Origin of the sequence: Campylobacter concisus (assembly GCF_003048595.2) — a bacterium.
Classification (GTDB): Bacteria; Campylobacterota; Campylobacteria; order Campylobacterales; family Campylobacteraceae; genus Campylobacter_A; species Campylobacter_A concisus_L.
In genome coordinates, this window is sequence record NZ_CP049270.1 from 1,797,982 (window position 1) to 1,823,739 (window position 25,758).

Sequence of the window (25,758 nt, forward strand, 5' to 3'; positions counted from 1 at the left end):
TGCCTCTAAATTTATGCTTTTGGGTCGTAATCCGCACTCATAACGATATTTTTACCACTTCGCTTACCAGCATAAAGTAGATTATCAGCTTGTTTTATCATCTTTTCTAAGCTAAATTCTCCCGTACCATCATGAGCAACTACTCCAAAAGTCATAGTTGCGTTGATCTTTATGTTTTCAAACTCAACTATATTTTTACTCAAAGTCTCTCTCACACGCTCTACGATACTTACAGCTGCATCTTTTTTTACGCCCAAGACGACTGCTAAAAATTCTTCTCCGCCAAACCTAGCCACTCTATCTTTATCTCTAAATGTATTTTTAAATATGCCTGATAAGCTTCTTAAAACGGCATCTCCTGCACCGTGTCCATAGGTATCGTTTATCTTTTTAAAGTTATCAATATCGCACATAACGATTGCAAAGTCCCTATTTTTATAAAGATCGTTTTGGCTTAAAATTTTCTGCATCGAAGTACGATTTAAAAGCCCTGTTAATGGATCGTGATTTAAGATATTTTCAGCCATCTCTTTTTCCTCTAAGATGCTTAAAAATATAAATAAATTTGAGCTCTCCAAAAGGTACGAAACAACAACCGAGAATACACAAACCATACTTAAGTTAAAAACAAAAAGTAGATCTCTAAAGCCGTCAAAATTTTTTACAGGCTGGCCATCTAAATATACATAGCAGGCTATAGATAAAATTATTTGCACTGCAACTATTATGTAGTTAAAAAATTTATAGGTAAATGAAGTAAAAAATAGTATTAGCGACGATGCTAGAAACAATAACCCAAATCCATACCCCCATCCAAGTGTTAGCATACAAACTAATGCATGAAATAAAATTTCAAGCTGGACTATCAGCATTGCTATCTTGTTATTTTCAGGGCTATCGTAAATAAGCCTTAAAAGAAAAAGATAGGTTGCCACCGAAAATACATTCATAACCGCTAGAATTTCTTCTTTCATAAATAAAAAAATGAAAAAATAACAGACGTGAGTTAATAATATTGAAAATATGATAATTTTTTGAGCCGTATAGAGTGAAATTCTACGCATCCGAGCCCTTTTTTAAAATTTCTAATTCGATGCGGTCTTTGCCATTTTGCTTGCCTTCGTAAAGCAGCTTATCTACTAAAGTTATGGCTTGCTCAAAATCCACCTCAATACCATTTGCACATATTAGCATGCCAAAGGTCATAGTAACTGGAGTTTTATCTGGAAGTTTTGCGTTGTTTATCTGTTTTTTAAGCCTTTTGCTCACTTCGTGGATAAATTCTATCTTTGTATCGGGCAAGATTATCAAAAATTCTTCTCCGCCCCAGCGACAAACATAGTCTTTGCCTCTAAATGATTTCTTCAAAGCACTGGCTATATCTTTTAAGACCTCATCGCCACAGTCATGTCCATATGTATCGTTTATTTTTTTAAAATTATCAATATCGCCTAGCATTATGACTAAATTTGTGTTACCGCTTCTTTCCTTGTTGGCAATTAGTTCAAATCTTAAAGTTTTTTCTATTGTTCTTCTATTTAAAAGACCAGTTAAAAAATCATGCTTTGAGTCCTTTTCAAGCTCTTCCGTCTCTTTTCTTATTTGCTGATATCCACTAGAAGTGATGATATCTGCAAACATTGAAAGCCTTAAAACAATAAAAAAAGCAAAAACAATACTGCACACAACTATCGTCCCTCGTATAGCTGATGGGATCAGCGGCGCCTCATCTTTATGAATAAAATAAAGAAGTATAAGCAAGATTAATTCTAAAAATGCCATTATATAAGTAAGACTCTTTGAATCAAACGCTAGGAAGTAGTTTATAAAAATTACACCAACAAGTATTATCCAAATTCCAGTATTCCAACCCATAATAGTAACAATAATAGTAACAAGTAATATGATATTTAGGTGAAATGCAAGGGATATCAATACTCTATATTTTATGTCAAATTTTATTCTAAGCAATATACCAGCTGCTATAAATAATAAGCACATAAAAAGTAGTGGTGTAGCTATGATCATAAAAAGGAACAAAGATAGTGCATTCGTAGCTATCATAACATCTAATATCGTTTTATAGATATCATCGATCGCTTTATAACTACTTTGATCTACAAAATCGTGTGTCAAACAAAACTCCCTGTAAATTTATTCCATTAAATTTCATTAAGTCATTCTAATAAGAGTCGTAACTATCTTCGTCCTCGTCACTATCTTCGTAGTTGTAGTCATTTTCATCGTAATTATAGTCATAACTATCGCTACTATCGTCCTCATCGTCATTAAATTCAGAGTAGTCTTCTTCTACTTCTTCATAGTCAAAATCATCACTCATTGTTTTCTCCTTAAATTTTATCTTTGACACTTTCAATATACAAGCTTTGGCTTGGGAATGCGAAATTTAGACCATTTTGCTTTAAAATATCCATAATCTTTAGCATTACATCTTGTTTGACATCTAAAAATTCTCCCCAAACGATAGTCTTTGCAAAACAATAAACTAAGATATTTATCGAGCTATCTGCAAAATCATCAACCACGACAAATAAATTTGATTTATATCCAGCATAATCATCAACTGAAACTATACTTTGTCTATATTTTAGCCCTTTTTTCTTTGCTGTTATATCCTCACTTTTGGCAATATCTGGATGATTTATCAACATAGTTTTTATATCATCTACACATTTTTTAATCTCATCAGTTGTCGCTCCATATTCAATGCCTATTAGCATTCTGATACGTCTACCGACTTTTCTTCTACTCCAGTTTCTAACAGGATCACTTGCTAGTTTTGAGTTTGGCACAAAGATTAAAGCATTATCAAAACTTCTAATAGTCGTCTTTCTAAAGCCAACCTCAACAACAGTGCCCTCTATATCACCACAAACTATCCAGTCTCCTTGCGAAAATGAGTTATCAAAGAGCATCATGACAGAAGCAAAGAAGTTTGCGATGATATCTTTTGCAGCAAATGCAACAGCAAGACCACCGATACCAAGTGAAGCTATGAGTGCTGATATATCAAAGCCAAGCTTTTGAAGAATTAGTAAAAGTGCGATTATTAATACGATTACGTAGACTACTTTTAAAACTAAATTTACGACCTCTTTTCGTCTGCTTTTTTGAGCAATTTTATCGATTATTACTATGCCATAACCATTTAGGATGGTTAAAACAAGCCATGAAAACGCGACTATATATACGATCGAGAAGATATTTGCTAGAGTTAATGGCACTGGCACTGGATAAAAGCCAACACCGATACAAATATTTAGCGCATAAATGATAAGAAGTGCAGAGATAGGCTTTTTAACGATATCTACTATCTGATCCTTTGCCTCCTTTACACCTTCACCAGAGGCAATAAGTGACATAAGCCAGTACGTGAGTTTGGCAAGAATTCTTGTAAGTGAGACAAAAAATAAAAATACTACGATTATAACTACGATCTTACCAACGTTAAATTTTGCCGAATTTATAGAAGTTAGCTTATTTATATATTCGACCGTATCGACTAAATTTAGCTCTGATAAGATCATGCTTGAGCTCAGAAGATCGGCATTGTTTTTAAGATAGATTAAAATTTCCTCATCAGTCTCTTTTTTTAAATCAAGCTCGGCAAATGCGTTATCGTAAGAGTTTGAAGTCTCATTTAGTGAATCTTTTAGCTCTTTTATGCTGACGTAAGAATTTGTTTGTAAATTTAAAAGTCCGTTATCTATCACCTCTTTTATAGAATTTGCCTTAGCACCCTTTTTAAAGATCTCTTCAAGGCTAATAAGCGCTGAGTAGTAAGCGTAGTCGACTTTCATCTTTTCAAGTTCAATGGCACTTTGGATATAAGCGTCTTTATTTGATTGTTTTTCTAGCCTAGCTACTTTTTTTTCTAGATTATTTTTTTGCAAAATAAATTTGTCAATATCGCTTTGAGTCACTTCAATCTGCATGATATATAGCGGAATTTTTTCCAAAAGATCGTTCTTCTTCTTCTGAAGGCTGGCTAAATTTGAATTATCTGTTTTTGAAGAGTTTGTATCTTTTTGCTGTGCTTTTATAATCTGGATTTGATTGTTTAAAGTTAAGATCTGATTTGTTAGGCTTATGATGCTTTCTTCTTGCGTTTTATTATCTTCGGCACCAAAAAGAGTTAAAAATGAGAGCAAGACGATGGTTAAAATTTTACGCATTTTCACCCCTTTTATCTGCTAAAAGTTTGAATGTGCCCTCTTTTAAATCGTAGCTGAAAATTTCACCAGTTTCTATAATGTAGTGCCAGCCATAAATTTGAAGGTTTCCTCTTTCATACTCCTCTTTTACATTTGGATAAGTCATTATATTTTCGATCGAATTTATCACATTTAATCTCTCAGTTAGCCACGCCATCTTTGCTGGATCGTCGCTTGTAAATTTAAGCACTTCTCGCTTGACCGGCTCTATTAGCTTTATCCAATTTCTAACATTTGGCGTAGTTTTGAGCTTTTTTTCATCCATATAAAGCGCTGCGCATCCGCCGCAGTCAGAGTGTCCGCAAATAATGATATTTTTGATATTTAAAAGCTCTAATGCATATTCGATAGCAGAAGTCGTTGCCAAAAATTCCTCGCTCACTCTATAAGGTGGCACGATATTTGCGATATTTCTTACCATAAAAAGCTCGCCTGGCAGGCAGTTTGTTATAAGATTTGGCACAACTCGTGAATCTACACATGAGATGAAAAGCGTATGCGGGTCTTGTTTGTGTTGTAGGCTTTTAAAGAGCTCTTCATGCTCTAAAAAGCCATCTTCCATAAATTTTATTGCACCTTCAAGTAGGGAATCATCCATAAAAATTTATTCTCCATTTTTATATTTTTATGCGATTATAGCAACTTTTATTTAATCTAAAAACTGCTTATTAATATAAAATTTTAGTTAATATTATTTATTAATATTCTTTTTATTTATTGTTTAATGATTTTAGGTTAAACTCATCCTAAAAATTCGTAAGGAGAAAAAATGAGTTTGTATGACAGAAACTATGCAAACCAAAATCAAGAGGAACTTGCCTACTCTCAAAGCTCACTAAGCACTTTTATAAAGCAAACTTATCAGCTTTTTGCGGCTTCGCTACTTTCGGCTACAGCTGGTGCTTATGTTGGCATTAGTATGGCTGGAATTTTTGCAGCAAATAGATTTTTGTTTTGGGGACTTGTAATAGTCGAGTTTGCGCTACTTTTTGGACTAATGGCGGCTAAACGCAAAGAGGGATTAAATTTAATACTTCTTTTTGCATTTACATTTGTAAGTGGCCTTACGCTAACTCCGCTACTTTCAGCGATCTTAGCTATGCCAAGTGGTGCTGGTATTGTAGCTCAAGCGTTTGGTTTAACGACTGTTGCTTTTGGCTCACTAAGCGTAATTGCCATGAACTCAAAACGTGATTTTACAACGATGGGCAAAATGCTATTTATAACTTTAATAGTTATCGTAGTAGCAGCTGTTATCAATATTTTCGTCAAAAGCACAATGTTTCAACTTGTAATCGCAAGTATTTCATCGATCCTATTTAGTGCGTATATACTTTATGACACACAAAATATTATCCGCGGAAACTATGAAACACCAGTTGAAGGAGCGGTTGCGTTGTATCTTGATTTTATAAATCTTTTCACATCACTGCTTCAAATTTTAGGAATTTTCAATAGAAACGACTAAAAATGAGCGCATTTACCGTGTGATAGATGCGAATTTAAACAGACTAAAAGAAGGGCTTCGTGTCGTTGAAGATATAAAAAGATATGTCTTTGACGACTCCGAGGTCGCCTACAAAATAAAATTTCTTCGCCACAAAGCAAAGATTCCACAAGATGACTTTTTGAAATTTAGAAATTCTAAAAACGACGTCCTAAAAACCAGCACAAAAAGTGAACAAACAAGATCAAATTTGGACGAGATCGTCACTGCAAATTTCAAACGCGCACAGGAAAGTGCTCGCGTACTTGAAGAGTGTTTTAAACTTATAAATTTAGAGTATGCTGAACTTTTTAAGTCGATAAGATACGAGCTTTATGAGCTTGAAAAAGAACTTTAACTAAAAATTCAAATCTTTTTTGTATAATCGCAAACTATTATTTTTAAAAATTTAAAGGAAATTTCGTGAGTTTTATATTTTTAATCCTACAATTTGCTCTTGCTGTAATCATCACTATCGCGGTATTGCTTCAAAAAAGCTCATCTATTGGACTTGGAGCATATAGTGGAAGTAACGAAAGTCTTTTTGGGGCAAAGGGGCCGGCTGGATTTTTAGCCAAATTTACATTCATAGTTGGCATTTTATTTATCCTAAATACACTTGTGCTAGGATATTTTTACAACAAAGATCTAAAACGCTCTATCGTTGATACAGTAGATAGTAAATCTCTAGTCGTACCAAAATCAAGTGACGTGCCATCAGCTCCTAGCGTACCACAAACTCCAGCAAAATAACAATGATAAAAACGTTTTTAGCGTCATTTTTGACGCTAACGTTTGCTTTTGCAGACGCCCATATCTTAGTTTATCATCGCTTTGATGATCCAAGACATGCCAGCACTGATATCTCTATCAAAAATTTAAGAGAACAATTTGAATATTTTAAAAACAACGGCTACGAAGTCGTAAAGCTTTCTAAATTAGTTAATGCGCTAAATTCTGGCGAAGAGATACCAGATAACTGGATTGTCATTACTATTGATGATGGCTACAAAAGCTTTTATGATAACGCGCTTAATGTTTTTAAAGAATACGACTATCCATTTGCCATGATGATATATGTCGAGGCTATTGCTGGAAAATATGGCGATTATTTGACATTTGATCAGCTAAAAGAGCTAGAAGCCTACGGCGAGATCGGCTACCACTCATACGCACACCCAAGGATGACCAAACTTAGTGATGAAGCGCTAAGAGAAGATTTTCAAAAAGGTGTAGAAACTTTTGAAAAACATATGGGCTATAAACCAAAATTTTTTGCTGTGCCTTACGGTGAGATCGATAAAAGAGTGGTTGAGCTTACGAAAGAATTTGGATTTTTGGCACTTCTAAACCAAAACTCAGGCGCTGTTTCAAGCAAGAGCGACGTTTACGATCTTTATAGAACGCCTGTGATGAACGGCACCAAAATAGCACTAACGTTTAATAGTAAATTTTTAAATGCTCAGTGGATATTTCCAGAGGGCTATCCGCAAAATAATGCGATCGATAAGCTAATCATCAAAACCGATACAAATGCTAGTGAAGGCAGCTTTTTCATCACTGGCTTTGACGGCTTTAAAAAAGTACCTATGACAAATGGCGTTTTTGAGTGTAAATTTGACCCACCGCTTGATAAACGCAAAGTTTTAATATCACTAAAAGTAGATCATCAACGAAGTACAAAACTTCTAATAAAGGACATCAATGCTAAATAAAATTTATGAAACACAAAAAGAGGGCTGCGAGAAGGCAATCGCTTCATTAAAGCGCGATTTTACAACGCTTAGAACAGGCAAGGTAAACATTAACATCGTAGATCACGTAATGGTTGATTATTACGGCTCACCAACTCCACTTAATCAAGTAGCCACTGTGCTTACAAGCGATGCTTCGACTATTGCTATCACGCCTTGGGAAAAGAGCATGATAAAAGCGATCTCGTCAGCTATCCAAGCTGCAAATATCGGCGTCAATCCAAACAGCGACGGCGAGAGCGTTAAGCTATTTTTCCCACCAATGACTGTTGAGCAACGCCAAGAAAATGCAAAACATGCAAAAGCTATGGGAGAAAAGGCAAAGGTAAGTATCAGAAACGTTAGAAAAGACGCAAATGACGAGGTCAAAAAGCTTGAAAAAGACAAAGCTATAACTGAAGACGAGAGTAAAAAGGGACAGGATGAGGTTCAAAAGATAACCGACACCTACACTGCAAAAATCGATACTCTTGTAAAAGAAAAAGAAGCCGAGCTTTTAAAAATCTAAAATTTTTAGAAATTTTTCCTTATCTAGCTACTTTTATGTAGCTAGATATTCTCTCAAAATAATATTTCAAAAAAATATTTATCAGCAAGTAGTTTAATTTTTTGTCTGTTGTGTTTTATCTATTAAATATAAATAAATCCTAACTACATAAAACATAGCCACCACTTTGTCTTTAAACTATTTTCATGGATTGCTTTAATTTAAATTTTTATTTTGGATTCGTCTTAAATTCTTTATTCAATATTATTAATTTTATTTATATTTATACATAGTGGTATGACCTATTATATATTTTGGATGTGCTACTACAAATATTATTTTTAGAATTTAAGATAGCCAAAAATAAAATATAAAAACTCTTAAACTTTCCCTTATCTTACAGTATCTTACTTTGAATAAGCAATTTGATACTATTTTTAGTTTTAGTAAATTTTTATAAAAATTTTCTTATAGCCATTATGAACAATAAATCTAGGTAATGCTTTATAAAATAAACAAGGAATTAGAAGGTGGCCGGGAGATAGGGACACCTAGAGTGTAAAAACATTTTTCATTACTACAAGTACCTAAAAATGGGATTTCTATGGTATTTTTAAGAGTATAAATTTTGACTCTTTCTGGGTAAAAAGATGTAACAAGCCTATGTAACAAGTCTAGCACCATTAATTCCTTTCCTCTGCGATATTTTATATAAAATTTCGTCCAAAATTTTAGACGATTTTTATTTAAATATATTAATCGGCAACCGTCAGGTTACCTAGATACTTAGTCTTTTGCCTGACGCTGTCGCACCTTCAAGCGTGCTTAGCGTTAGCGAATCGTTGTCTGGGTTTAGTAGTCTATCAAGAGCGGCGCAACTGGTTTTCATGAGCTTAGTCACCTTTGTTTTGGCTGTACTGTACATTCCAGCTTTAAGCTAACCTCTGATATAACCAACAAAAGGCTTTACATTTACTGTATATTATATCAAACGCTCCAATTTTCCATCCTAAGCTCGCTTATATCTTTAAAATCTTTTTCATTATTCGTAACTAAAACAAGATCATTACTAAGCGCTACGGCGGCAATCAGCATATCCATATCGCCTATCCTTCTATTTTTATTTTTCATCTCAAGCCTTATTTTACCGTAGCTTGCTGCGTTTTTGCTCGTAAAATCCAAAACGCCGAAATTTGAGATAAAATCGCCCATGAGTTTTAAATTTAGCTCTTTTTGAGTAGAATTTTCTATACCGTAAAACATTTCGGCTACCGTTATACTGGAAATAAAAATATCCTTTTTGCCATATCTAGTTAAATGGCCTAGTATATTTTGACTGTAAGGCTCGGCGTTAGAAATCAAGTAACTACAAATATTGGTATCGAGCAAAAACATTATTTAAATCCGAAATTTCGCTCTTGCGGCAAGCTTTGCTCGGCTCTTTCAAATTTAACTCCAGCATCTTTCAACTCATTTAAAGTCTTAAATAGTCCGCTCCATTCATCATCTTTAACCGGGGTTAAAACCACTTCGTTATTATCAAAACTCTTTAGTATAAACTCTTTGACGTTGTCTAAATTTAGGCTTTTTGGAAGCCTTAGTGCCAAAGAATTACCGCTTTTGAATACTTTTAATCTAGCCTGCATTATTACAACCTTTCGTATATATTTTTCTAAGTATATACTGAACAAGATAAAAATATTCTTATATTTTGCTCGTTTATAGTATCAGCATTGCAATGTTTTTTTGATAAATCTTATGCAAAAGATAAAAAGTAAGAATGGATAAAAGTGTGGAGCAAATAGCGTTAAGAGCGTTTTTGTATAGGTATGGACGTAAGGTAAAAAACGGGAACTTAAAATGCAAAAATCTAGGCATTTTTCGCATTTTGAAATCCAAACTTCAATTTGCCTCAAAAACTTCAAAACCCCTTTAAATCACGCCTTTTCTGATATGCGCTACGGCTCCGCACGTAAACTGCCCGGGCTGGGGAACTTACTTTAACATCGACGGTGCAGATGTCTGGGATATAGAGCTTAGCGCAGACTACGACTACTAAAAAATATAAATTTGCGCGGCAACTACACATACAACAACTCCAAAATCAAAACCGGCGACCCAACGATCAATACCCCCAAACGGCCCGGTTAAATTTAGCCAGACCAATCTTAGCCGATTAGACGGCAAATCTCTGACCGCAACGCCCGAACACGCGGCAAATTTGACGCTTACGTATAAGCCTATCGCAAGCGTGAGCACCTTTGCCCAAGCAAACTACGAGAGGGAGCTAACTAGCATCAAATTCAGCCCCGGTAATAAAGTAAGCGAAAACGACAAGAAGCTTTTTACCGTCGATTTGGGTGCCAGCTGGGAGGTAAATAAAAATCTAAGCTTAAATTTGACCGCCTACAATATCTTTGATAATATCCGCTACGACGAGGGAATGGCCGATGACGGCAACTACTACTGGTATCCCGAAGAGGGCAGGAGATTTTGGTTTAAGGTAAGCGCGAAGTGGTAAGGGCCGTTAAATTATTTTTGGGAGCTTTGATTATGATTGCTGCAGCCAGCGCAAAGCCTACTCAGTACATAGAGCCGATAGATGAAAGCGTTTATCGGCTTTTTGATGTTAAATACTCCATAGTAGAAAGCGCGGGTGGAGAAATATATAAAATTTTTCAAGCCGTCCCGAAAAACCGCAACGTTTATCCAAAAACGATTTTTATGCTCGATGCGAATGCGCAATTTTCCATGCTGCTTAATTTATTTAAAAATTTTACTTCTAGCGGTAGCGTACCGCTTATCATAGGCGTCGGATACGATACGCCATTAGCTTACGATACCGCAAGGCGAACAAAGGACTTAACGCCTTTAGCTCAAGGTAACGAATACGAGCAAGGCGGCAATGCAGACAAATTTTATAAATTTATAAAAGAGAGGCTATTGCCGTTTATATATAAAGAATACGATATAAAAAATAGCAAAAAAATATTTTATGGCCACTCTTTTGACGGACTATTTTTAGTTTATTCGCTTCTACAAAACGACGGTATATTTGATGAGTTTTTTATAGCTTCTCCGTCTCTTTGGTGGGGAGATTCAAAAATTCTAAAGGACGCCTTAGATAACGACGGCAAGCTAAAAATTAGATTAAAGGCGAGTCTTATAAGAATTAGCGTAGGAGAATTAGAAAAAAGAGCGAGCAAAACGGACAAAGAAAATATACTAAAAGCGGCAGATCTCGCTGAATTTCTGAAAAAGTCGGGCGTCAAATACGAATTTAAAATCTACGAAGGACAAGGACACGGCGACGTAATACCGCTAGTGCTAAAAGATATCGTAAGGCATGTAAGCGAATAATTTAAACCCACAGATAGATATTGATTAAAAGATTTTAGAGGCAATTCTTTTTTTAATATCTAAATTTATACCAAAATACCGAATAGAAAAACAAAAGTAAATTTTTCTATAAACTCTAATTCGCTTGAATTTAATAAAAACAACATCTACATATGGTAATATGTTAATACTTACAGTAAACTCAAATGAGTTTGCTGTAAGGTCTTAGCAGACGGCCGATATTTTTCTTTTGCTCGGCCAAAGAAAAATATAAAAGCTTAGACGAAACTTTATCAATCAAAAAATGATTTTTTGTCAATAAAACGTCTAAGTTTTTCTTCGGAAGCTTTTAACGATCATTCGTTAAAAGCTTATAAATGCTTCCTATTTGCAAGCATAGGCGTACAATATACGCCTTGGTAAGCACTACTGCTAATTTGAGCATATTTTATTTTATATGTGGTCATATCAAATTTGTTATAGTCCCACTAGAAATATTATCTTAACAGGCTTTTGAGAGCCGTCTACGGCAAATTTTTAGACAACCTTGCAAAATCAATAATAATATTTTCTATTTTTCATCAAATTTTTGGGTGCCGTGCCGTAATAATCGCAAAAAAGCTTGCTGAAGTGGCTTTGATTTTTAAAGCCCGTCGCAGCCGAAATTTCGGCGATATTTAGCTCCGAGCCTTGCAGCATCGCCAGCGCTCGCTTCATCCGCTCTTCGCGCAAAAATTCGTAAGGAGTTTGCCCAAACAAACTTCTAAAGCCGACTTTAAGTTTAAATTCGTTCAGCCGCACCTGTTTTGAGAGCTCTTTTATAGACGGCGGATTTTTAATATCCATGCTTAAAATTTGCCTGGCTTTTTGTAGCGCGTTTTTGTCCGCTTCGTCTAGTATAACATGCTTATTTGGGTATTTTAGGTGGCTAAATTCGTTATAAATAAGCTCTAAAATTTTACTTTCTAAAAGCAGTCTTTCAAGCGGCTCGTCGGCGTTTATCGATAAAATTTGGTTTAATAAAATTTTATTTACGGCGCAGGTGTCGTTTTGCGAAACGAGTTTGTTTGCGCCAAGCTCGATAAGATCGCCGAAATTTGCACTCATAAACGAGTTTTCTAGGAATAAATTTATTCCCGCGTGCGCGCCGCCGTAAATCTCTTGATCCGAGCTTGGTAGATCGACCGAGCTGATCGTGGATAGTCCGCTTTTGTATTCGATTTTGCCATTCGCCGAGCTTAGGCTGATGCCTCCTTGTAGGGTGAAATTTATAAAGCAACCCCGCAAAGCGTGAAAATCGCCGACTATTTTGGTGTCGTCTTTAGCGTCCATTTTTATCGTGCCGAAGGCTATTTCATCGCTTAGCGCGATATTTTTGGCGCGGATTTTGACGCCAAGACCAGCCAAAACTCCATCTTCGCTGCTATTAAATTTATCCATAAAAACGTCTGCGGATACCGTGCGCAAATTTTTCCTTTAAATATAAAAATAAATCCGTCATTTGTAAATTTTGGATTGATAATAAATATCAAAACTATTATACTATCCTTGAAGTAAAGAAATTATAAAAGGAGTCTAAAGTGAGAAAAATTTTGATTTTAAGCGCGGTTGCGACGCTAGCGATAGCAGCTCCTGACGTTATGTTGGAAGAAGTCAGCGTATCGGCTCAAAAGATCGATGAAAACGCTAGCGAGGTAGCGGCTGCGGTGAGCGTGCTGGACGAAAAAGAGTTGCGGCTTAGAGAAACAAAAGATCTAAACGGGCTTAGGAGCGTATCGTCAAATTTATCGTTTTTGCAAGGCGGAGGTATTTCGCTTTTTATCATGCGCGGCGTTACGAGCGATTACGCATTTGATAGCCCAAACGTCGGGCTCTATCTTGACGGCGTGAGCTATCTTGGCACTTACGGTAACTACGTATTTTTAGAGGATATCGAGCGCATCGAGATCCTAAAAGGGCCTCAAAGCGCGCTTTACGGCAAAAATGCTTACGCCGGCGTGATAAATGCAGTCTCCAAAGCCCCGACAAACGAACCGCAAGCTAAGATCGGGCTAAAACTGGGCAAAGATAGTCTGCGAAGCATTAGCTTTAGTGCAGGCGGAGCAATAGTAAAGGATAAATTTCTGGCTAGTTTTACAGGTTTTAGCGAAAAGAAAAACGGTTTTATGTATAACGAAAATTTAAACAAAAGCGACGACTACAAAGATGCCCTTTACGGCAAAATTTATTTTAGATTTTTGCCTACGGATGAGCTTACGGTAGATCTTATTCAAAATCATTACAAGATAGCTAACGGTGCGCAAAGATCAAATCTGCCTAACGCGACCGATAGAACGCGTTATGCTAACGGCATAGAAGGCAAGGAAAATGCCAAAAACTACGAAGCATCGCTCAAAGCCGAATATAGATTTAGTGATTATGCGCTCACTTCGCTTACGACTTTTAGGGATTATAAAAACGACAGTAGTTACGACGGTGATCATCGCCCCGCGTCCTTGTTGGATGTGTATTACAAAGAGGATAGAAAGGATTTTACGCAGGAGTTTAGATTTAGCGCCGATAACGCGTATGGCAAATTCGTCCTAGGTGCTGCGGCGGGCGCTACGCAAAGAGACGTGCGAAGTAGCGTAAACAGCGTGATGTTCGGCGGTATTCGCTCGCTGCAAAATAACAAAACCAGAAGTAAAAACTACGGCGTTTTTACGCATAATGAAATTTATCTGCCGCTTGATTTTTCGGTTATTTTGGGAGCTAGATTCGACAAAGATAGGGTCAAATTTCAAAACCGCATGAGGGGTGAAAATTTAAGCGATTCATATAGCGCGCTATCGCCTAAGATTGGGCTAAAGTATGCTATAAACGACGAGGTTACGGCGTATGCGAGCGTATCTAAGGGTTATAAGCCGGGCGGTTTTTGGGCCGCCTCGCCTACGTCTAAAAAATGGTACGATAAAGAGACTATGGCTAGCTACGAAGTCGGCGTAAAAGGGGCTTGGGAGCGGTTTGAACTAGGCGCCGCCGTTTTTCGCGCCGATATCAAAAACAAGCAAGTAGTAAGCGTCATCGTAGCGCCTAATATTACGGTGGCAGAGAACGCCGGCAAGGCTCGCTCTCAGGGCTTTGAGTTTGACGCCGCAACGCTTTTAACGGATGGATTAAAGCTTAGCGCAAATTTGGGATATGCAAAAAGCGTTTTTAAAGACTATAAAGACGCACAGGGCGATTATAGCGGTAAATACGTATATTACGCGCCAAGGCTAACTTATGGCGCAGGGCTTTCGTATGAGGCTCCAAGCGGATTTTACGCGGCGGCATTTTTGCGAGGACAGAGCAAATTTTATACCGACAAGGCCAATGTCGTAGAAAATGCGGGCTACGCGACCGTCGATGCAAAAGTAGGCTTTAATCACAAAAATACCAACGTTTATATTTACGCTAATAATCTTTTCGACAAAGATCACGACGTAAAATACGCCACGATGCACTACCTGTCCGACCCTCGCGAGATCGGCGTAAAATTCGAGTATAAATTTTAAGGAAAAAGATGAAAAATTTTAAATTTAAAAGCGGCGAAAATCTAAGCTACGAGGACTTAGGTAGCGATTTTAAGGATGTTTTGGTTTATCACCATCCGCTGATGATTTTTCCGCAAAATACCTTGATAAATTTCTGCGAGAAAAATCAAATAAGGCTCGTTTTAATATACAGAAGCGGGCATTTTGACAGCTCGCTTTTTAGCGCGGACGATAGTTTTTTAAAATTCGCCTTACGCTCAAAAGAGCTTTTCAAGGCCTTAAATCTAAGCGAATTTAGCGTGCTAGGCGAGTCGGTGGGCGCGGCTTACGCCTACGCTACGGCTGTAGCTTGCAAAGAGGCGAAAAAGGTGTTTATACTAAGCGGATTTAACGCCACACCCGAGCTTTTGACAAGCTACTCCGACTATGCGCACATAAAGGAAATTTACGATTTCGCTTTGCGTAATACTCCTGAAAATACGGCGCAAATGGCGTGGGAAAAATACGGCTCGCAGGCTAAGGGTACGCTAAAAGAAGCGATAAAAGCGCAGCTTAACGGCATCGGCTTTGACCTCTGGCTCCAAGCTAGGCCGTGGGGATTTGAGCTAAAGGATGTCCCTCAAAGCGTGCTTATGTATCACTCCAGGGCCGACGAGGAAGTGCCTTTTGTCGTCGCTTCGCAAGTGTCGAGGATGCTACCAAACTGCGAACTAATCGCCGCCCAGGACACGCCTCATCATAGCGCGAAAGCTCTTTTGGATTTTTTAAAGATCATCAAAGAGCGGTTGTAAATTTGGCTTTTGCGTAAATTTTAAGAGCTAAATTTGCGCCGTTTTAAGCGTAAATTTAAGCTCGTTTTGCGGTTTTTCTGTTGCGGGCAGGTTTGCTTGATGCGGGATAAATTTATCGCCTTTTTTGCGCCAGAGACTTAAATTTGGCCTTGCGTTCAGGTTAAATTGCGTGCGTTTAATCCGCATTGTCGGCACGGGCTAAATCTGCAAAGCGATTTGCAAAACTCTGCGGAATAAAATTTACGCCGTTTTTTGTACTGGACGGCGACTTAAATCGCACAAAATCGTAATCCGCTAGATAAATTTATAAATCTTTATAAAATAAACTAGGCTCAAAACGCAAAACGCCGCCGCGCCCAGCACGACCGCTCCGTAACCAAACGTCCCCGCCAAAAGCGTTCCGAGATAAAACGAAAATATCTGAAATGTCATATTGAGGCTACTTTGCACGGCGTATTCGCTAGCGGGTCGCCGTCCCGAGGCACGTTGCATCATCATCGTGGAGATTATCGTCGCTTGCGCCATATATACCGCATACGCCGCGCTCGAAGCAAAAAGTACCGACGCGCGGTCCGTCCAGCCGCCGATAGGTAACCAGATGGCCAGGATGCCTAGCGTCTGCATCGCTACGGCGTATAAAAAGGCTCTTTTAGCGCCTAGTTTTTTTACCGCAAAGCCCGCCACGAGCGCACCCGCGAAGCCAAATATCGTGCCGTATATGTGCAAGACCTCGCCGATATCTTCCAGCTTCCAGCCGATATCTACGAGCATCGGGCTAAGCAGTCCAAACGCCGCGCAGATACCGATAGATTGTACGAAAAGCACGCTAAGCCAAGCCTTTTTGCCCTTAAAAAAGCCAAACATCGCCCTAAAATCCAGCCCCTCGCCGACATTTACGCGCTCAGGCTCTTTAAAGAAAGCAAGGCTAAGCAAGGAAACCGCTATCAAAGACGTCAAGAATAAATTCGCCTCGCTCCAGCCGAATTTTGCGTAGATTACGAGCGTTAGGCCGTTACCGGATACGTGTCCTATCAATCCGCCGCTAAGCTTGAGGGCGTTTGTGAAGCTTAAATTCGAACTGTTTGAAATTTTAATAAAAAATGCGTTCGACGTCATCGTCCAGGTGGCCGAGATAAAGGCCAAAAGCACCGCTAAAGCGATTACGGCAGGTAAATCGTCGCGCGGATTTAGAAGCGAAACCACATATAAAATCGCCAAAGTAAGGCACTGAAAGGCTAGGATAATCTTTTTGTAACCGCCTATTTTTAGCGCTATAGCGTCGATAAACGGCGACCACAAAAAAGCCAAAACCGCGAAAAGTCCAAGCCCTCTAAGCGTGCCGACGCGCTCTAAACTAAAACCGTCTTGACGCAGGATGCTAACGAGCCCCTCGCCGAAAAATCCGATGCAAATAAACTGCGCGATGCAAAGGCTAAGCACAGTTAGCGACCTGTAAAGCAAATTTATCCTTTAATTTTTTAGTTAGATTATATTTAAATGGATAGGTGTTATCAAGAATATTTTGACGTTTAGGGGATAAATTTTTATATTTTAAGAACTTTTGACAAAATTCGGCCGCATTACCAAAGTACAAAAAAGATCTAGGTATACGCTCAGATTTGGTGTAACCAGCTCGCACATTATATAACTTGGTATATGTTGGCAAAAAAGAAGCTTATTAAATATGCTGACTAAAAATTTTGGTAACTTTATATTCGAAATCAAAAACCAATCCAACTAAAAGCCTATTCCTATACTATCTTTGCCGGCTATTTTACTTTTCATTTCATCCTTTATTTCATTTGGCTTGTCATCTAGCAACCTACTAAAATTCGGTATTAGAGAAAATGCAAGCGAAGAAAACATACTAGCAGTAAGGTCTCCAAAGATCCTACATATAACTACACACGGATACTTCATAAGTGATGAGAACATAACAAACCCTATGCTAAAATCAGGAGTTGCGCTTAGCGGTGCAAATATAGGTATAAAACAACAAACTGGCGAAGGTCTTGTAATGCACTTAAACTATCTGGACTAAGCCTAGATGGAACCGATCTGGTTGTGCTATCTGCATGCGAAACAGGCCTAGTAGACGTTAAAGACACGAGCTCTGTGGCAAGTCTGCTTAAGACATTTATACAAGCTGGCTCTAAAAATGTGCTAATGAGCCTGTGGTCTGTAGATGACAGTAGTACGGTGGAGCTAATAAGAGAATTTTATACCGATACCAAAGGTAATGAAAAGAAATTTAACGAAGTTCTAAGAAATGCAAAGATCAAGATGATCAAGGAAGGCAAACATCCGTTTTACTGGGCCGCTTTTATAATGAGCGGAGAGTAATACGATAACTCACCAAACCGCAAAATCATAACCTAAAGCGATGTCGCAATAATGCTTTGTGACATCGTGCCTTCTTATACTTTCAATGTTTTAAATTTTTAAATGAGATTTTTATATGTTTTATCTACTTCAGTAATATGTCTAGGTATAAATTTATTAAAAATAAATTTTAGTAGTTTACTATTGTTTGTTTATATCAACTTTTTTAAGTGTCTATGTATTAATGTATTCGGATATTCTTAAATAGCAAAAATAAATTTTTCAAGGTAAAACTTAGACCTCTTATCGATAAAGGTCATCTTTAGTAAAAAAGTTTTGCCTAAGCTTTGTTTTCCAAATAAAAATTTTGCCCGTCTGGCTAAGACCTTACAGCAAGCTCAGCCCGAGCTTGCTAAGTAAGTTTATTTATCAACATATAAAAAATGTTGATGCTTAATAGGGGTGAATCTAGATAATTAAAGTGTATGGTGGCATAATTTTACGTAATGTTACATAAGGTAAAACCACGTAAAACACGTATAGTGAAGTACAGTAAGGTAAAGCACGTATACCAAAGTAAAACTACGTAAAATAGGCATACCTAAGTATAGTAACGTAAATTACGTATAGCAAAGTAAGTATACGTATTTTACGTATAGTGAAGTCACGTGAAGTATAGTTAAGTGAAGTTAGGTTAAGTATAGTAGGGTATAGTGAAGTAAAACAAGTATACCTAGGTAAAACCACGTAAAACACGTATAGTGAAGTAAAGTTACGTAATAAAATGTATTATGAGATATATTAGTAACTTACCATTTCGACTTTTGCTTTTAATACAATAGCATTTATATTTGTAGCATATGTTCCAAGTAAAATTTTATACTGCTTCTCATGTCCTACTATTTGAGCTATGATATTTGGCTCTACTTCTTGTTGGACAAGCGTATCTATAAAATAGTGCCTAAACGAGTAAAAAGTCTTTTGTTTGTCGCTACTTATTAGCTTTCGTTGTATTTGTGATCTAAAAATTTCTGAAAAGTCTTTGTTACTTACTTTGAAGATTCTTTTATTCGCACTAGCTTTTTGTTTTACAAACTCCATTAGTCCAAACTCTATTAGCTTGCTATGCACTGGCACGAGCCTTATGGAATTTATATTTTTAGTACTCTTGCCATCATCTCTATTTATACTAAAGCAAAGCACATTATTGTGTTGCACAATGTCACGTGCTCTTAGCTGAACTATCTCATTTATCCTCATGCCACTATATGCTGCTATCATAGTTATATAGTATAGATCATTTGCGTTTATCCGCTTGCTTGGCGACTTGTTTATATCTTTAAAATTTTGGACTATTTTAAAGATAGCATTAGCCTCTTCCTTGCTATAAGGTAGCACCTTGTGCTCCATCGGATTTATCTCTACTTTTACGTTTAGGTCATTTACAATGCTCTTACTTATGTAGTCGCTGTTATAGCAATACTTAAAGAACTGAATAACCCTTATCATATACTTTTGTATAGTTACTTGTGATAGCTTAGGATCGTTTTTGCCTATGTGTATGATTTGCTCTAGGCTTTTGTCTTTATATTTGGCTTTTTGATTTAGCTTGGTTGGTATGAGAGCTAAAGTATTTCTAAATTTAAGTAAATCATCTCGTGATATGGCTGTGATCTCTTTGTTTGGGTTAAAAAATTTAAATAGTATGTTTCCTACTATATTTACCAAATCCATAGTGCTATTTGACCACTTTTGGCTAATGTTAGTATTTGCTATAAAATTTTCAAATGCTGTTTTTAGTGTAATGGTCTCTTTGCTCTCTGCATTTCTTTGGCTGGCGGAGCATGGTACTATCTCATATTCTTGTCTTATTTCATCATTTAAAATACCTACTATAAAAACAGCTTTTACCTAGATAAAAGCTTTCTGGAAGATATCGAATGCGTACTGCAAGATGGAAGCTTGAATATAAGGGCGATGGATGACTTTGCACAGCTTAGAGGCATTTTAGAGTTCTTACCCGTAAACGAAACTAGCGTAGTTTTAAGCAATAGTAAGAAATTGGTCGAGGCCATAAAAGAATACGCCTTGCCAAAAGATAAAAACATAGACGTGCTAACCATGGCTGTTTCTACAAACGACGCTAAAAAACGACCGCAAGCTATTTTATAGAAAAATTTATGTTTTATTAACTAGAAGCAAGGAAAATTTATACGTTTTGATTCCTGAAAAGCTTGACGAAAATTTGCCTGCCGAGATCAAAAACGTAATAGAAACGATAAAAAAATACGCAAGCATAGCAAAAGCTGCCGAAGGGCCGAGCAAAGGCGAAAAACCGCAAGTTCAAAAATAAAACTAGCCTCCATAAAACCCGTGCTAAGGGATATAAAAGACGGAGCCGAGCTAGTAGCCGGAAGCGAACTATTTGCCATAATAGCAGGGCTATTTGGTTATAATTTAGCCTTAAATTTGGGCTTACGACTACCAGTTAAACCGAAAAACCGATTTTATACCCACGTCTACATACTAAGTTTTATCAAAATTCGGCAGATTACGGTGTCTTATTTCATTTTGCAATCATGGCAATGGGTTTATTTTTTGTTTTTCTAGATTTTCTAGGTTTTACGTATCCGATTTGATTTTTTGGGATATTCAAATATTCAAAAATATTTTTAAAGGCGCCAAGTCCTTGTATCGCCAAAATTTTCGCATCCATGTATTCGGACTTCGCATATGTACCATGCGTCATATCGGGTGCATAACCCAGTATAGTTTTGGTTATTTTATGTTTTACTTGATCTTCGATATCGTCTTTTTTTAAATTTTCCGAATGCCCGAGCAATTTCTTATCCGTACCTACATAGTCCTTAAAGCCAGCAACAACCAGCCACTCATCGATCGCGTTAGCAAAATTTCCTCTAAGTCTATGGACGCTTACCGTATTATCTTTTATTACCTTATCTATTTCGGCATTGAGAGCTTTTGATAGAGTTCCTTTGTTTGAATATACTTTTTTAATTTTTGCAACCCAGCTGTGTTTATAAAGGTCTTTCAATAATGGATGTAAAGGTACATTTCTATAAAACACATTTCCGTCACCTTGCTTCGCAGTTTTTACCTTTAAAAACGGATGATTACAATCCGTGCAAAAACTATCTTTATTTAAATTATAAAATTCCTCAGTTCTTATGCCGGTTAATAGTAGAAATCTTAAACAGTCTAAAATTTCTTTGCGTGCATTATCATATTTGCCACTGAATATCTTTTTGAGCTCTTCAAGGGTAAAATTTCTTTTATCCGTTGTGTTTTTATCCACTTTATAGTTGCTAAGTTTTTCAAACGGATTATTATTTACTTGCTTTATTAATACTATATAGTTGAAAAAAATTCTTAACCTACTTATTATATTATTTAATGTTTTTCTACTTATTGTTTTACCTTTTGCATCTTTTTTTGTAAATATATGGTTTTGAAATTCATCTACATCTAATTCTTCAATCTTGTATATTTTATTTTCCTCCATATATTCAATTAGTCGGTTCACGTCTTTTATGTATCTTTGCATTGTTTCTTGCGTGTATCGTCATTTATCGCATTCGCGCTCTATAAATTTATTGCATATGGTCTTCAAATTTATACTAATTTCTAGCTTTTGATTTTTCGGTAAAAGCTCTTTTTACTTTTTCGGTAATTTTTTAAGCGTTTCGCTCTCTAAGTACCCTGCAATATTGTCGGGTACAAATCGGTTATTGATAAATCTGCCGCCTTTTACTTTTTCATCCGTTAAAATGCCGTACTTTATTACTTCTTCGGGTATATCGTAATTTTTAAGATCTATTACGCTTGTTTTCGGCTCATTTTGCACATCAAGTTCGTTAACCGAATTCATGACGCTTTGAATTTTCATTGCAGTATCTTTGAAAACGACTTGAATGTAATATTTGGTAGGCATTGAGTCGTTTAATTTTTTTAAAATATCCGCTCTTTTTAGCCATTTATCTTTGTCTTTTGTATTTCTGGTGTAACTCTTTACGCAATAGTCCATATCTCTCTCAAGCTGCTCCTTATCTAGGGCGTTTCCGATAAAGCCCATCTCGATATTGTCTGTTTTGTTTATAAAAGCCTTTTTTATGCCAGAGTAAAACTCAAAAAGCCTACCGAAGTCTACGTTTTTTTTCGTCAAGTAAATTTAAAATCTCTTTTTTCATTCTCTGCCTCGTTTTTTAGCCCATTATACAAAATAGACTGAAGATATTCAAGTAAATTCTTTATTGGCGTAAATCGGAAAATACATTTAATCCATCCATTGCCTTTAGCTTTGCTTTTAGGGAGATATCTTTGGCGTATACGTCTGTTGCTAGATCAGTAGTGTGACCGAGCAAAACAGAGGTAACGTCCGTAAATCCGTTTTCTAGGCAATAGTTTTTAATAGCAGACGCAAAATTCGCCCTCAGTCTGTGAAAGCTTACGTTGGAGTCCGGTAAAACGGCATGAATATGTTTGTTAAGCCTTTTTCCAAAATAATTACAATCGCTTTTGCCTTTTTTTATTTTCGTTATCCACTTCATATCGCTTAGACGATATATATTTTTATGTATCGGCAGCTCTCTAAATTTAACGTCTCCGCCTTTTTGCTTGGCAGTTTGAACTTTGATAAATTTAATGCCGTCTCGCTCGCTTACGCTACTTTCATCTAAGCTCCAAATTTCGCTAAGCCTAAGTCCAGTATGTAAGGCAAACGCCATATAATCTTTAAGCTCTTTTTTATCCGTCTTAAAAATTTTAACGAGTTCATCCATACTAAAATTATCCTTCGGCGATTTTTGATCTTTGGAAATTTTAAACGAGCTTAAAAGCTTAAACGGGTTTTGAGATATAAGGCCTATTTTGATAGCATAGTCAAACATTCTACTTGCGTAGCACGTGTAGTTATTGATAGTCTTTTTGTTAAGCTTTTTATTATTTAAGAGATGTAATTGAAGATCCTCGCAGTCCTGATAAGAAATTTGGGTTATCTGCTTGTGCTTAAAATAAATGTCAAGTGCTTTGGCTACTCTCTGATAGTATCCAGTATTTTTACTATTTGACTTCTTACTTTCGTTTTGAGCGTATCTGGATGCTATATCCGTAAATTTTATCGATTTTTGTGTTTTCTTTGGCCTATCGTTTTCTTGACATTCTTTTCTATTGACAAACATATCGTTGTCGGCTTTGGTAATCCCATAAATACCCGATATAACTTTTTCAAATATTTCTTTATATTCGGTCGTCGATAGTCGATGCGATTTGTTTTTAATATTTTTTTGAATGGTGCGTATCTTGTATCTTAACGGTAAATCAATAAATTTTTTGGTTTGAGCAGAATTACGTCTATTATCGGCTTCGTTTTTTATTTTTAAAGCGATGGCTTTGGCCTCAAACTCATTGTCCGTAAATAGACAATATTTGACGGTGATAATTTTATCATTTTTCAAAGCCTTATCGAAATAGTAGTAGCTTGGTCTATTTTTGATTCGAGTTATTAATTTAGAAGTCATTGCAAACTCCTAATCTAATAAGTAAACGATGTAACAGAAATCCAAATTCGGTGTAACAAAATAAAATCGTCCGAAATTTGAGACGAAAATATGGTGATATAGGCTGCTTAAAAATGCTGAAATACAGATATCTGAAGATATATTTTAAGAGTGGTTGTGGCCGGGAGATAGGGATTCGAACCCCAGGAGGCTTTCACACCTCAACGGTTTTCAAGACCGCCGCTTTCGACCGCTCAGCCATCTCCCGAATTAAAAGATTTGTGATTATAACCAACTTTGCTTAAAATTTACTATAATCTCTAAAATTTACTCTGTTTTTTCTTTAATATATGTAGCTCCATCATTTATCTTTTCTTTGGTCCATTCTTTAGCATTATGAGTATCTTCTTTTACACCATGCCAAGTATTTGAACAACCAGCTACAAAAAATGCTATACAAGCTACTAAAAATAAATTTCTCACTGTTATTCCTTCGAGTAGTTATTTTTGAAGTTTGGAGGCGACACCCGGATTCGAACCGGGGATCAAAGCTTTGCAGGCTCATGCCTTACCACTTGGCCATGTCGCCATATCGTGGTGCCCGAGACCGGACTTGAACCGGTACGGTAAAAACTACCGAGGGATTTTAAGTCCCTTGCGTCTACCATTCCGCCACTCGGGCTAAGTTAATGGAGCGGGAAACGAGATTCGAACTCGCGACCCCAACCTTGGCAAGGTTGTGCTCTACCCCTGAGCTATTCCCGCGTTAAAGTTTGCAATATTATCCAAAAATTGCTTAAAATTTTATTTTACTAAAACGAATTTCAAAATATTGTAAGCCATAAAAAGATAAAATACCAAAATCTATTTGGGGTTATAGCTCAGCTGGGAGAGCGCTTGAATGGCATTCAAGAGGTCGGCGGTTCGATCCCGCTTAACTCCACCATAAATCTAAATACATCTATCATTATTTATACCTTACTGCAAAAATAACTTTTTACCAAAAAATAAGATGCTAATATGTAAAAATTTAATAAATAATTGATATTAAGACCCCTATCAATATTAGCAAAAGTTAATAACTAAAAAATAATTTTATAAATTTTTATCTTGCTTTAACAAAAAATAAAATAATATTCGCTATTAAAATTTAAAGGAAAAAAATGTTTTTAAAACGAGGAAAAATCATTTTCAACATCCACCTAATAATTGGACTAATTGCGGCTATTCCGCTAATATTCATGACTCTTTCAGCCCCATTTGCGTCTTATAGAGAAGAGATCAAAAGTGCGATAAATAAAAATTTTATAAACTTAGTTCCTAGCGAAAAAGCGAATTTAATTTTAAATGAACTCCTAGCTAAAGCAAAAAGTGAGATTCAATTTGATACGCTTGAAAGTTTACAAATAGGTGGAGCAAATGAAGCTTATCGTATAAGCATTACAAAGGATAAAAAACAATTAAATTTCTTTATAGATCCAAGAAGTGGCAAGGTGATCAGCGAGGACTGGGGTGAGAAATTTCGTATCATTATATTAAGTCTTCACAGAAATTTAGGCCTTGCTTTACTTGATAGCAAGATCTCAGCTAATATCGGCAAACAAATAGTTGCCATTAGCTCTATCATCATGGCCCTGCTTGCTATCAGTGGACTCATCCTCTATGCCCCAGCGATCAAGCGAAATTTCTTAAATTCGCTAAAAATCAAGCCAAACGCAAAAGGCTACGCCTGCTTTTACAACCTCCACACGAGCCTTGGCACCTACGTTGCGATCTTGCTTGTAGTGATGTCGCTAACTGGTCTTTACTGGTCTTATGACTGGGTCAGAAGCAGTGTAAATAGCATATTTTTTGACCTAAAGCCAAGCGAGATGAAAAAGTCTATGCCTCAAAGAAATTTGATCCCAATAAGCGATGAGAAATTTAAAGAGATAGAGACTGCGGAGCAAATTTTTAAAGAAAATGTCACGCTAGAGCTAAAATCGCTCACGATAAACGTACCTGAAAATAATCAAACTACCTACACTATAAACTACGAAACAAGTGAAAGCCAAGTGGGCAAACTAAAGCTTGACGCGAGCGCTGGTAAGATCAAAGAGAATAAGCTTATTAGCAAGGCTGAAAGCATTCCAGAGGCCAAAAAAGCTGGCCGCAAAGTGCTTAGCCTGCACACCGGCGAGATGTTTGGCGAGATCGGTCAGATCGTCTTTGCCGTATCATGTGTGATCGCGGTTTTACTAATCATAACTGGCTTTTTAATGACCATAAAAAGGACTAAGGCACTCTAAATAAAAGTAAATTTTTACCTTGCTT

27 protein-coding genes, 5 tRNA genes and 1 pseudogene are annotated in these 25,758 nt (G+C 36.6%); 15 read left to right on the top strand and 18 right to left on the bottom strand.

Annotation, left to right across the window (positions count from 1 at the left end):
* Positions 1-11: 11 nt before the first annotated feature.
* The 5 genes from CVT15_RS09295 to CVT15_RS09315 form a co-directional block, all read right to left on the bottom strand.
* Positions 12-974 carry a GGDEF domain-containing protein gene (locus CVT15_RS09295; RefSeq protein WP_343219215.1) on the bottom strand — a complete coding sequence of 321 codons (963 nt, stop codon included), beginning with the start codon at positions 972-974 and terminating at the stop codon, positions 12-14.
* Between the two features lie 82 nt (positions 975-1,056).
* The gene (locus CVT15_RS09300) at positions 1,057-2,136 is read right to left on the bottom strand and encodes a GGDEF domain-containing protein (protein WP_230853932.1); all 1,080 of its coding nucleotides are present in this window, start codon (positions 2,134-2,136) and stop codon (positions 1,057-1,059) included.
* 46 nt (positions 2,137-2,182) lie between these two features.
* A complete protein-coding gene (locus CVT15_RS09305) occupies positions 2,183-2,341 on the bottom strand; it encodes a hypothetical protein (protein ID WP_021091126.1) in 159 nt (52 codons plus the stop codon).
* A 10-nt stretch (positions 2,342-2,351) separates the two neighbouring features.
* A complete protein-coding gene (locus CVT15_RS09310) occupies positions 2,352-4,196 on the bottom strand; it encodes a mechanosensitive ion channel family protein (protein WP_087586672.1) in 1,845 nt (614 codons plus the stop codon).
* Positions 4,189-4,833 (bottom strand): carbonic anhydrase, encoded by a 645-nt coding sequence (locus CVT15_RS09315; RefSeq protein WP_103577390.1) that lies wholly within the window; start codon positions 4,831-4,833, stop codon positions 4,189-4,191. Before CVT15_RS09315 ends, CVT15_RS09310 begins: the two co-directional genes overlap by 8 nt.
* Positions 4,834-5,004: 171 nt before the next feature.
* Between CVT15_RS09315 and CVT15_RS09320 the strand changes: the two genes are divergently transcribed.
* The 5 genes from CVT15_RS09320 to frr all read left to right on the top strand — a co-directional run bounded on the left by CVT15_RS09320 (position 5,005) and on the right by frr (position 7,983).
* Complete coding sequence (locus CVT15_RS09320; protein WP_103577391.1) at positions 5,005-5,703, top strand: Bax inhibitor-1/YccA family protein; 699 nt, start codon at positions 5,005-5,007, stop codon at positions 5,701-5,703.
* Positions 5,690-6,079: a thiamine-phosphate pyrophosphorylase gene (locus tag CVT15_RS09325; RefSeq protein ID WP_103577392.1), complete on the top strand. Its 390-nt coding sequence runs from the start codon at positions 5,690-5,692 to the stop codon at positions 6,077-6,079. Before CVT15_RS09320 ends, CVT15_RS09325 begins: the two co-directional genes overlap by 14 nt.
* A 65-nt stretch (positions 6,080-6,144) precedes the next feature.
* Entirely contained in the window at positions 6,145-6,474 is a 330-nt protein-coding gene (gene secG, locus CVT15_RS09330; protein WP_103577393.1) for a preprotein translocase subunit SecG, read from the top strand.
* 2 nt (positions 6,475-6,476) lie between these two features.
* Complete coding sequence (locus CVT15_RS09335) at positions 6,477-7,436, top strand: polysaccharide deacetylase family protein (protein ID WP_103577394.1); 960 nt, start codon at positions 6,477-6,479, stop codon at positions 7,434-7,436.
* Entirely contained in the window at positions 7,426-7,983 is a 558-nt protein-coding gene (gene frr, locus CVT15_RS09340; protein ID WP_103577395.1) for a ribosome recycling factor, read from the top strand. Before CVT15_RS09335 ends, frr begins: the two co-directional genes overlap by 11 nt.
* A 966-nt stretch (positions 7,984-8,949) precedes the next feature.
* On the opposite strand, the gene vapC is transcribed toward frr, so the two are convergent.
* Entirely contained in the window at positions 8,950-9,357 is a 408-nt protein-coding gene (gene vapC, locus CVT15_RS09345; RefSeq protein WP_087586666.1) for a type II toxin-antitoxin system tRNA(fMet)-specific endonuclease VapC, read from the bottom strand.
* Positions 9,357-9,608 (bottom strand): antitoxin, encoded by a 252-nt coding sequence (locus tag CVT15_RS09350; protein WP_087586665.1) that lies wholly within the window; start codon positions 9,606-9,608, stop codon positions 9,357-9,359. Before CVT15_RS09350 ends, vapC begins: the two co-directional genes overlap by 1 nt.
* A 482-nt stretch (positions 9,609-10,090) precedes the next feature.
* Here CVT15_RS09350 and CVT15_RS10105 point away from each other — a divergent pair, with 482 nt between their 5' ends.
* Both CVT15_RS10105 and CVT15_RS09360 read left to right on the top strand, forming a co-directional pair.
* Entirely contained in the window at positions 10,091-10,483 is a 393-nt protein-coding gene (locus CVT15_RS10105; protein ID WP_257640325.1) for a TonB-dependent receptor domain-containing protein, read from the top strand.
* 32 nt (positions 10,484-10,515) lie between these two features.
* Positions 10,516-11,322, top strand: coding sequence for an alpha/beta hydrolase (locus tag CVT15_RS09360; protein WP_230853934.1), 807 nt, complete (start codon positions 10,516-10,518; stop codon positions 11,320-11,322).
* A gap of 534 nt (positions 11,323-11,856) precedes the next feature.
* On the opposite strand, the gene CVT15_RS09365 is transcribed toward CVT15_RS09360, so the two are convergent.
* Positions 11,857-12,741, bottom strand: coding sequence for a helix-turn-helix domain-containing protein (locus tag CVT15_RS09365; RefSeq protein ID WP_103576551.1), 885 nt, complete (start codon positions 12,739-12,741; stop codon positions 11,857-11,859).
* Positions 12,742-12,881: 140 nt separating this feature from the next.
* Here CVT15_RS09365 and CVT15_RS09370 point away from each other — a divergent pair, with 140 nt between their 5' ends.
* Both CVT15_RS09370 and CVT15_RS09375 read left to right on the top strand, forming a co-directional pair.
* A complete protein-coding gene (locus tag CVT15_RS09370; RefSeq protein WP_103576552.1) occupies positions 12,882-14,837 on the top strand; it encodes a TonB-dependent receptor in 1,956 nt (651 codons plus the stop codon).
* An 8-nt stretch (positions 14,838-14,845) separates the two neighbouring features.
* Entirely contained in the window at positions 14,846-15,607 is a 762-nt protein-coding gene (locus CVT15_RS09375) for an alpha/beta hydrolase (RefSeq protein WP_103576553.1), read from the top strand.
* A gap of 294 nt (positions 15,608-15,901) precedes the next feature.
* Here CVT15_RS09375 and CVT15_RS09385 read toward each other — a convergent pair whose 3' ends face one another.
* Entirely contained in the window at positions 15,902-17,068 is a 1,167-nt protein-coding gene (locus CVT15_RS09385; protein ID WP_159070257.1) for an MFS transporter, read from the bottom strand.
* Positions 17,069-17,414: 346 nt separating this feature from the next.
* On the opposite strand from CVT15_RS09385, the gene CVT15_RS10185 reads away from it, so the two are divergent.
* Together CVT15_RS10185 and CVT15_RS10190 are read left to right on the top strand one after the other, a co-directional pair.
* Positions 17,415-17,648 carry a CHAT domain-containing protein gene (locus CVT15_RS10185; protein WP_159070256.1) on the top strand — a complete coding sequence of 78 codons (234 nt, stop codon included), beginning with the start codon at positions 17,415-17,417 and terminating at the stop codon, positions 17,646-17,648.
* Positions 17,649-17,671: 23 nt separating this feature from the next.
* A complete protein-coding gene (locus tag CVT15_RS10190; RefSeq protein ID WP_087586660.1) occupies positions 17,672-17,950 on the top strand; it encodes a CHAT domain-containing protein in 279 nt (92 codons plus the stop codon).
* A gap of 780 nt (positions 17,951-18,730) precedes the next feature.
* Here the strand turns inward: CVT15_RS10190 and CVT15_RS09400 are convergent.
* A complete protein-coding gene (locus tag CVT15_RS09400; protein ID WP_230853935.1) occupies positions 18,731-19,657 on the bottom strand; it encodes a site-specific integrase in 927 nt (308 codons plus the stop codon).
* A 234-nt stretch (positions 19,658-19,891) separates the two neighbouring features.
* Here CVT15_RS09400 and CVT15_RS09405 point away from each other — a divergent pair, with 234 nt between their 5' ends.
* Positions 19,892-20,101, top strand: a complete 210-nt coding sequence (locus CVT15_RS09405) for a hypothetical protein (protein ID WP_103576301.1) — start codon at positions 19,892-19,894, stop codon at positions 20,099-20,101.
* A 46-nt stretch (positions 20,102-20,147) separates the two neighbouring features.
* Entirely contained in the window at positions 20,148-20,282 is a 135-nt protein-coding gene (locus CVT15_RS10195; protein ID WP_258033168.1) for a hypothetical protein, read from the top strand.
* A gap of 213 nt (positions 20,283-20,495) precedes the next feature.
* Here CVT15_RS10195 and CVT15_RS09410 read toward each other — a convergent pair.
* The 8 genes and pseudogenes from CVT15_RS09410 to CVT15_RS09445 form a co-directional block, all read right to left on the bottom strand.
* Positions 20,496-21,500, bottom strand: a pseudogene (locus CVT15_RS09410) (tyrosine-type recombinase/integrase); the annotation flags it as partial.
* A 105-nt stretch (positions 21,501-21,605) separates the two neighbouring features.
* Positions 21,606-22,112, bottom strand: coding sequence for a hypothetical protein (locus tag CVT15_RS09415; protein WP_087586579.1), 507 nt, complete (start codon positions 22,110-22,112; stop codon positions 21,606-21,608).
* Positions 22,113-22,197: 85 nt separating this feature from the next.
* Entirely contained in the window at positions 22,198-23,466 is a 1,269-nt protein-coding gene (locus tag CVT15_RS09420; RefSeq protein ID WP_103576624.1) for a site-specific integrase, read from the bottom strand.
* A gap of 157 nt (positions 23,467-23,623) precedes the next feature.
* Positions 23,624-23,713, bottom strand: a tRNA-Ser gene (locus CVT15_RS09425).
* A gap of 59 nt (positions 23,714-23,772) precedes the next feature.
* Positions 23,773-23,928, bottom strand: coding sequence for a hypothetical protein (locus CVT15_RS09430; RefSeq protein ID WP_180998589.1), 156 nt, complete (start codon positions 23,926-23,928; stop codon positions 23,773-23,775).
* A gap of 32 nt (positions 23,929-23,960) precedes the next feature.
* A tRNA-Cys gene (locus CVT15_RS09435) sits at positions 23,961-24,034 on the bottom strand.
* A 6-nt stretch (positions 24,035-24,040) separates the two neighbouring features.
* Positions 24,041-24,127, bottom strand: a tRNA-Leu gene (locus tag CVT15_RS09440).
* An 8-nt stretch (positions 24,128-24,135) separates the two neighbouring features.
* A tRNA-Gly gene (locus tag CVT15_RS09445) sits at positions 24,136-24,210 on the bottom strand.
* A 105-nt stretch (positions 24,211-24,315) separates the two neighbouring features.
* Here CVT15_RS09445 and CVT15_RS09450 point away from each other — a divergent pair.
* Positions 24,316-24,391: transfer RNA gene (locus CVT15_RS09450), tRNA-Ala, on the top strand.
* Between the two features lie 217 nt (positions 24,392-24,608).
* Complete coding sequence (locus CVT15_RS09455) at positions 24,609-25,733, top strand: PepSY-associated TM helix domain-containing protein (RefSeq protein ID WP_107898106.1); 1,125 nt, start codon at positions 24,609-24,611, stop codon at positions 25,731-25,733.
* The last annotated feature ends 25 nt before the right edge of the window (positions 25,734-25,758 follow it).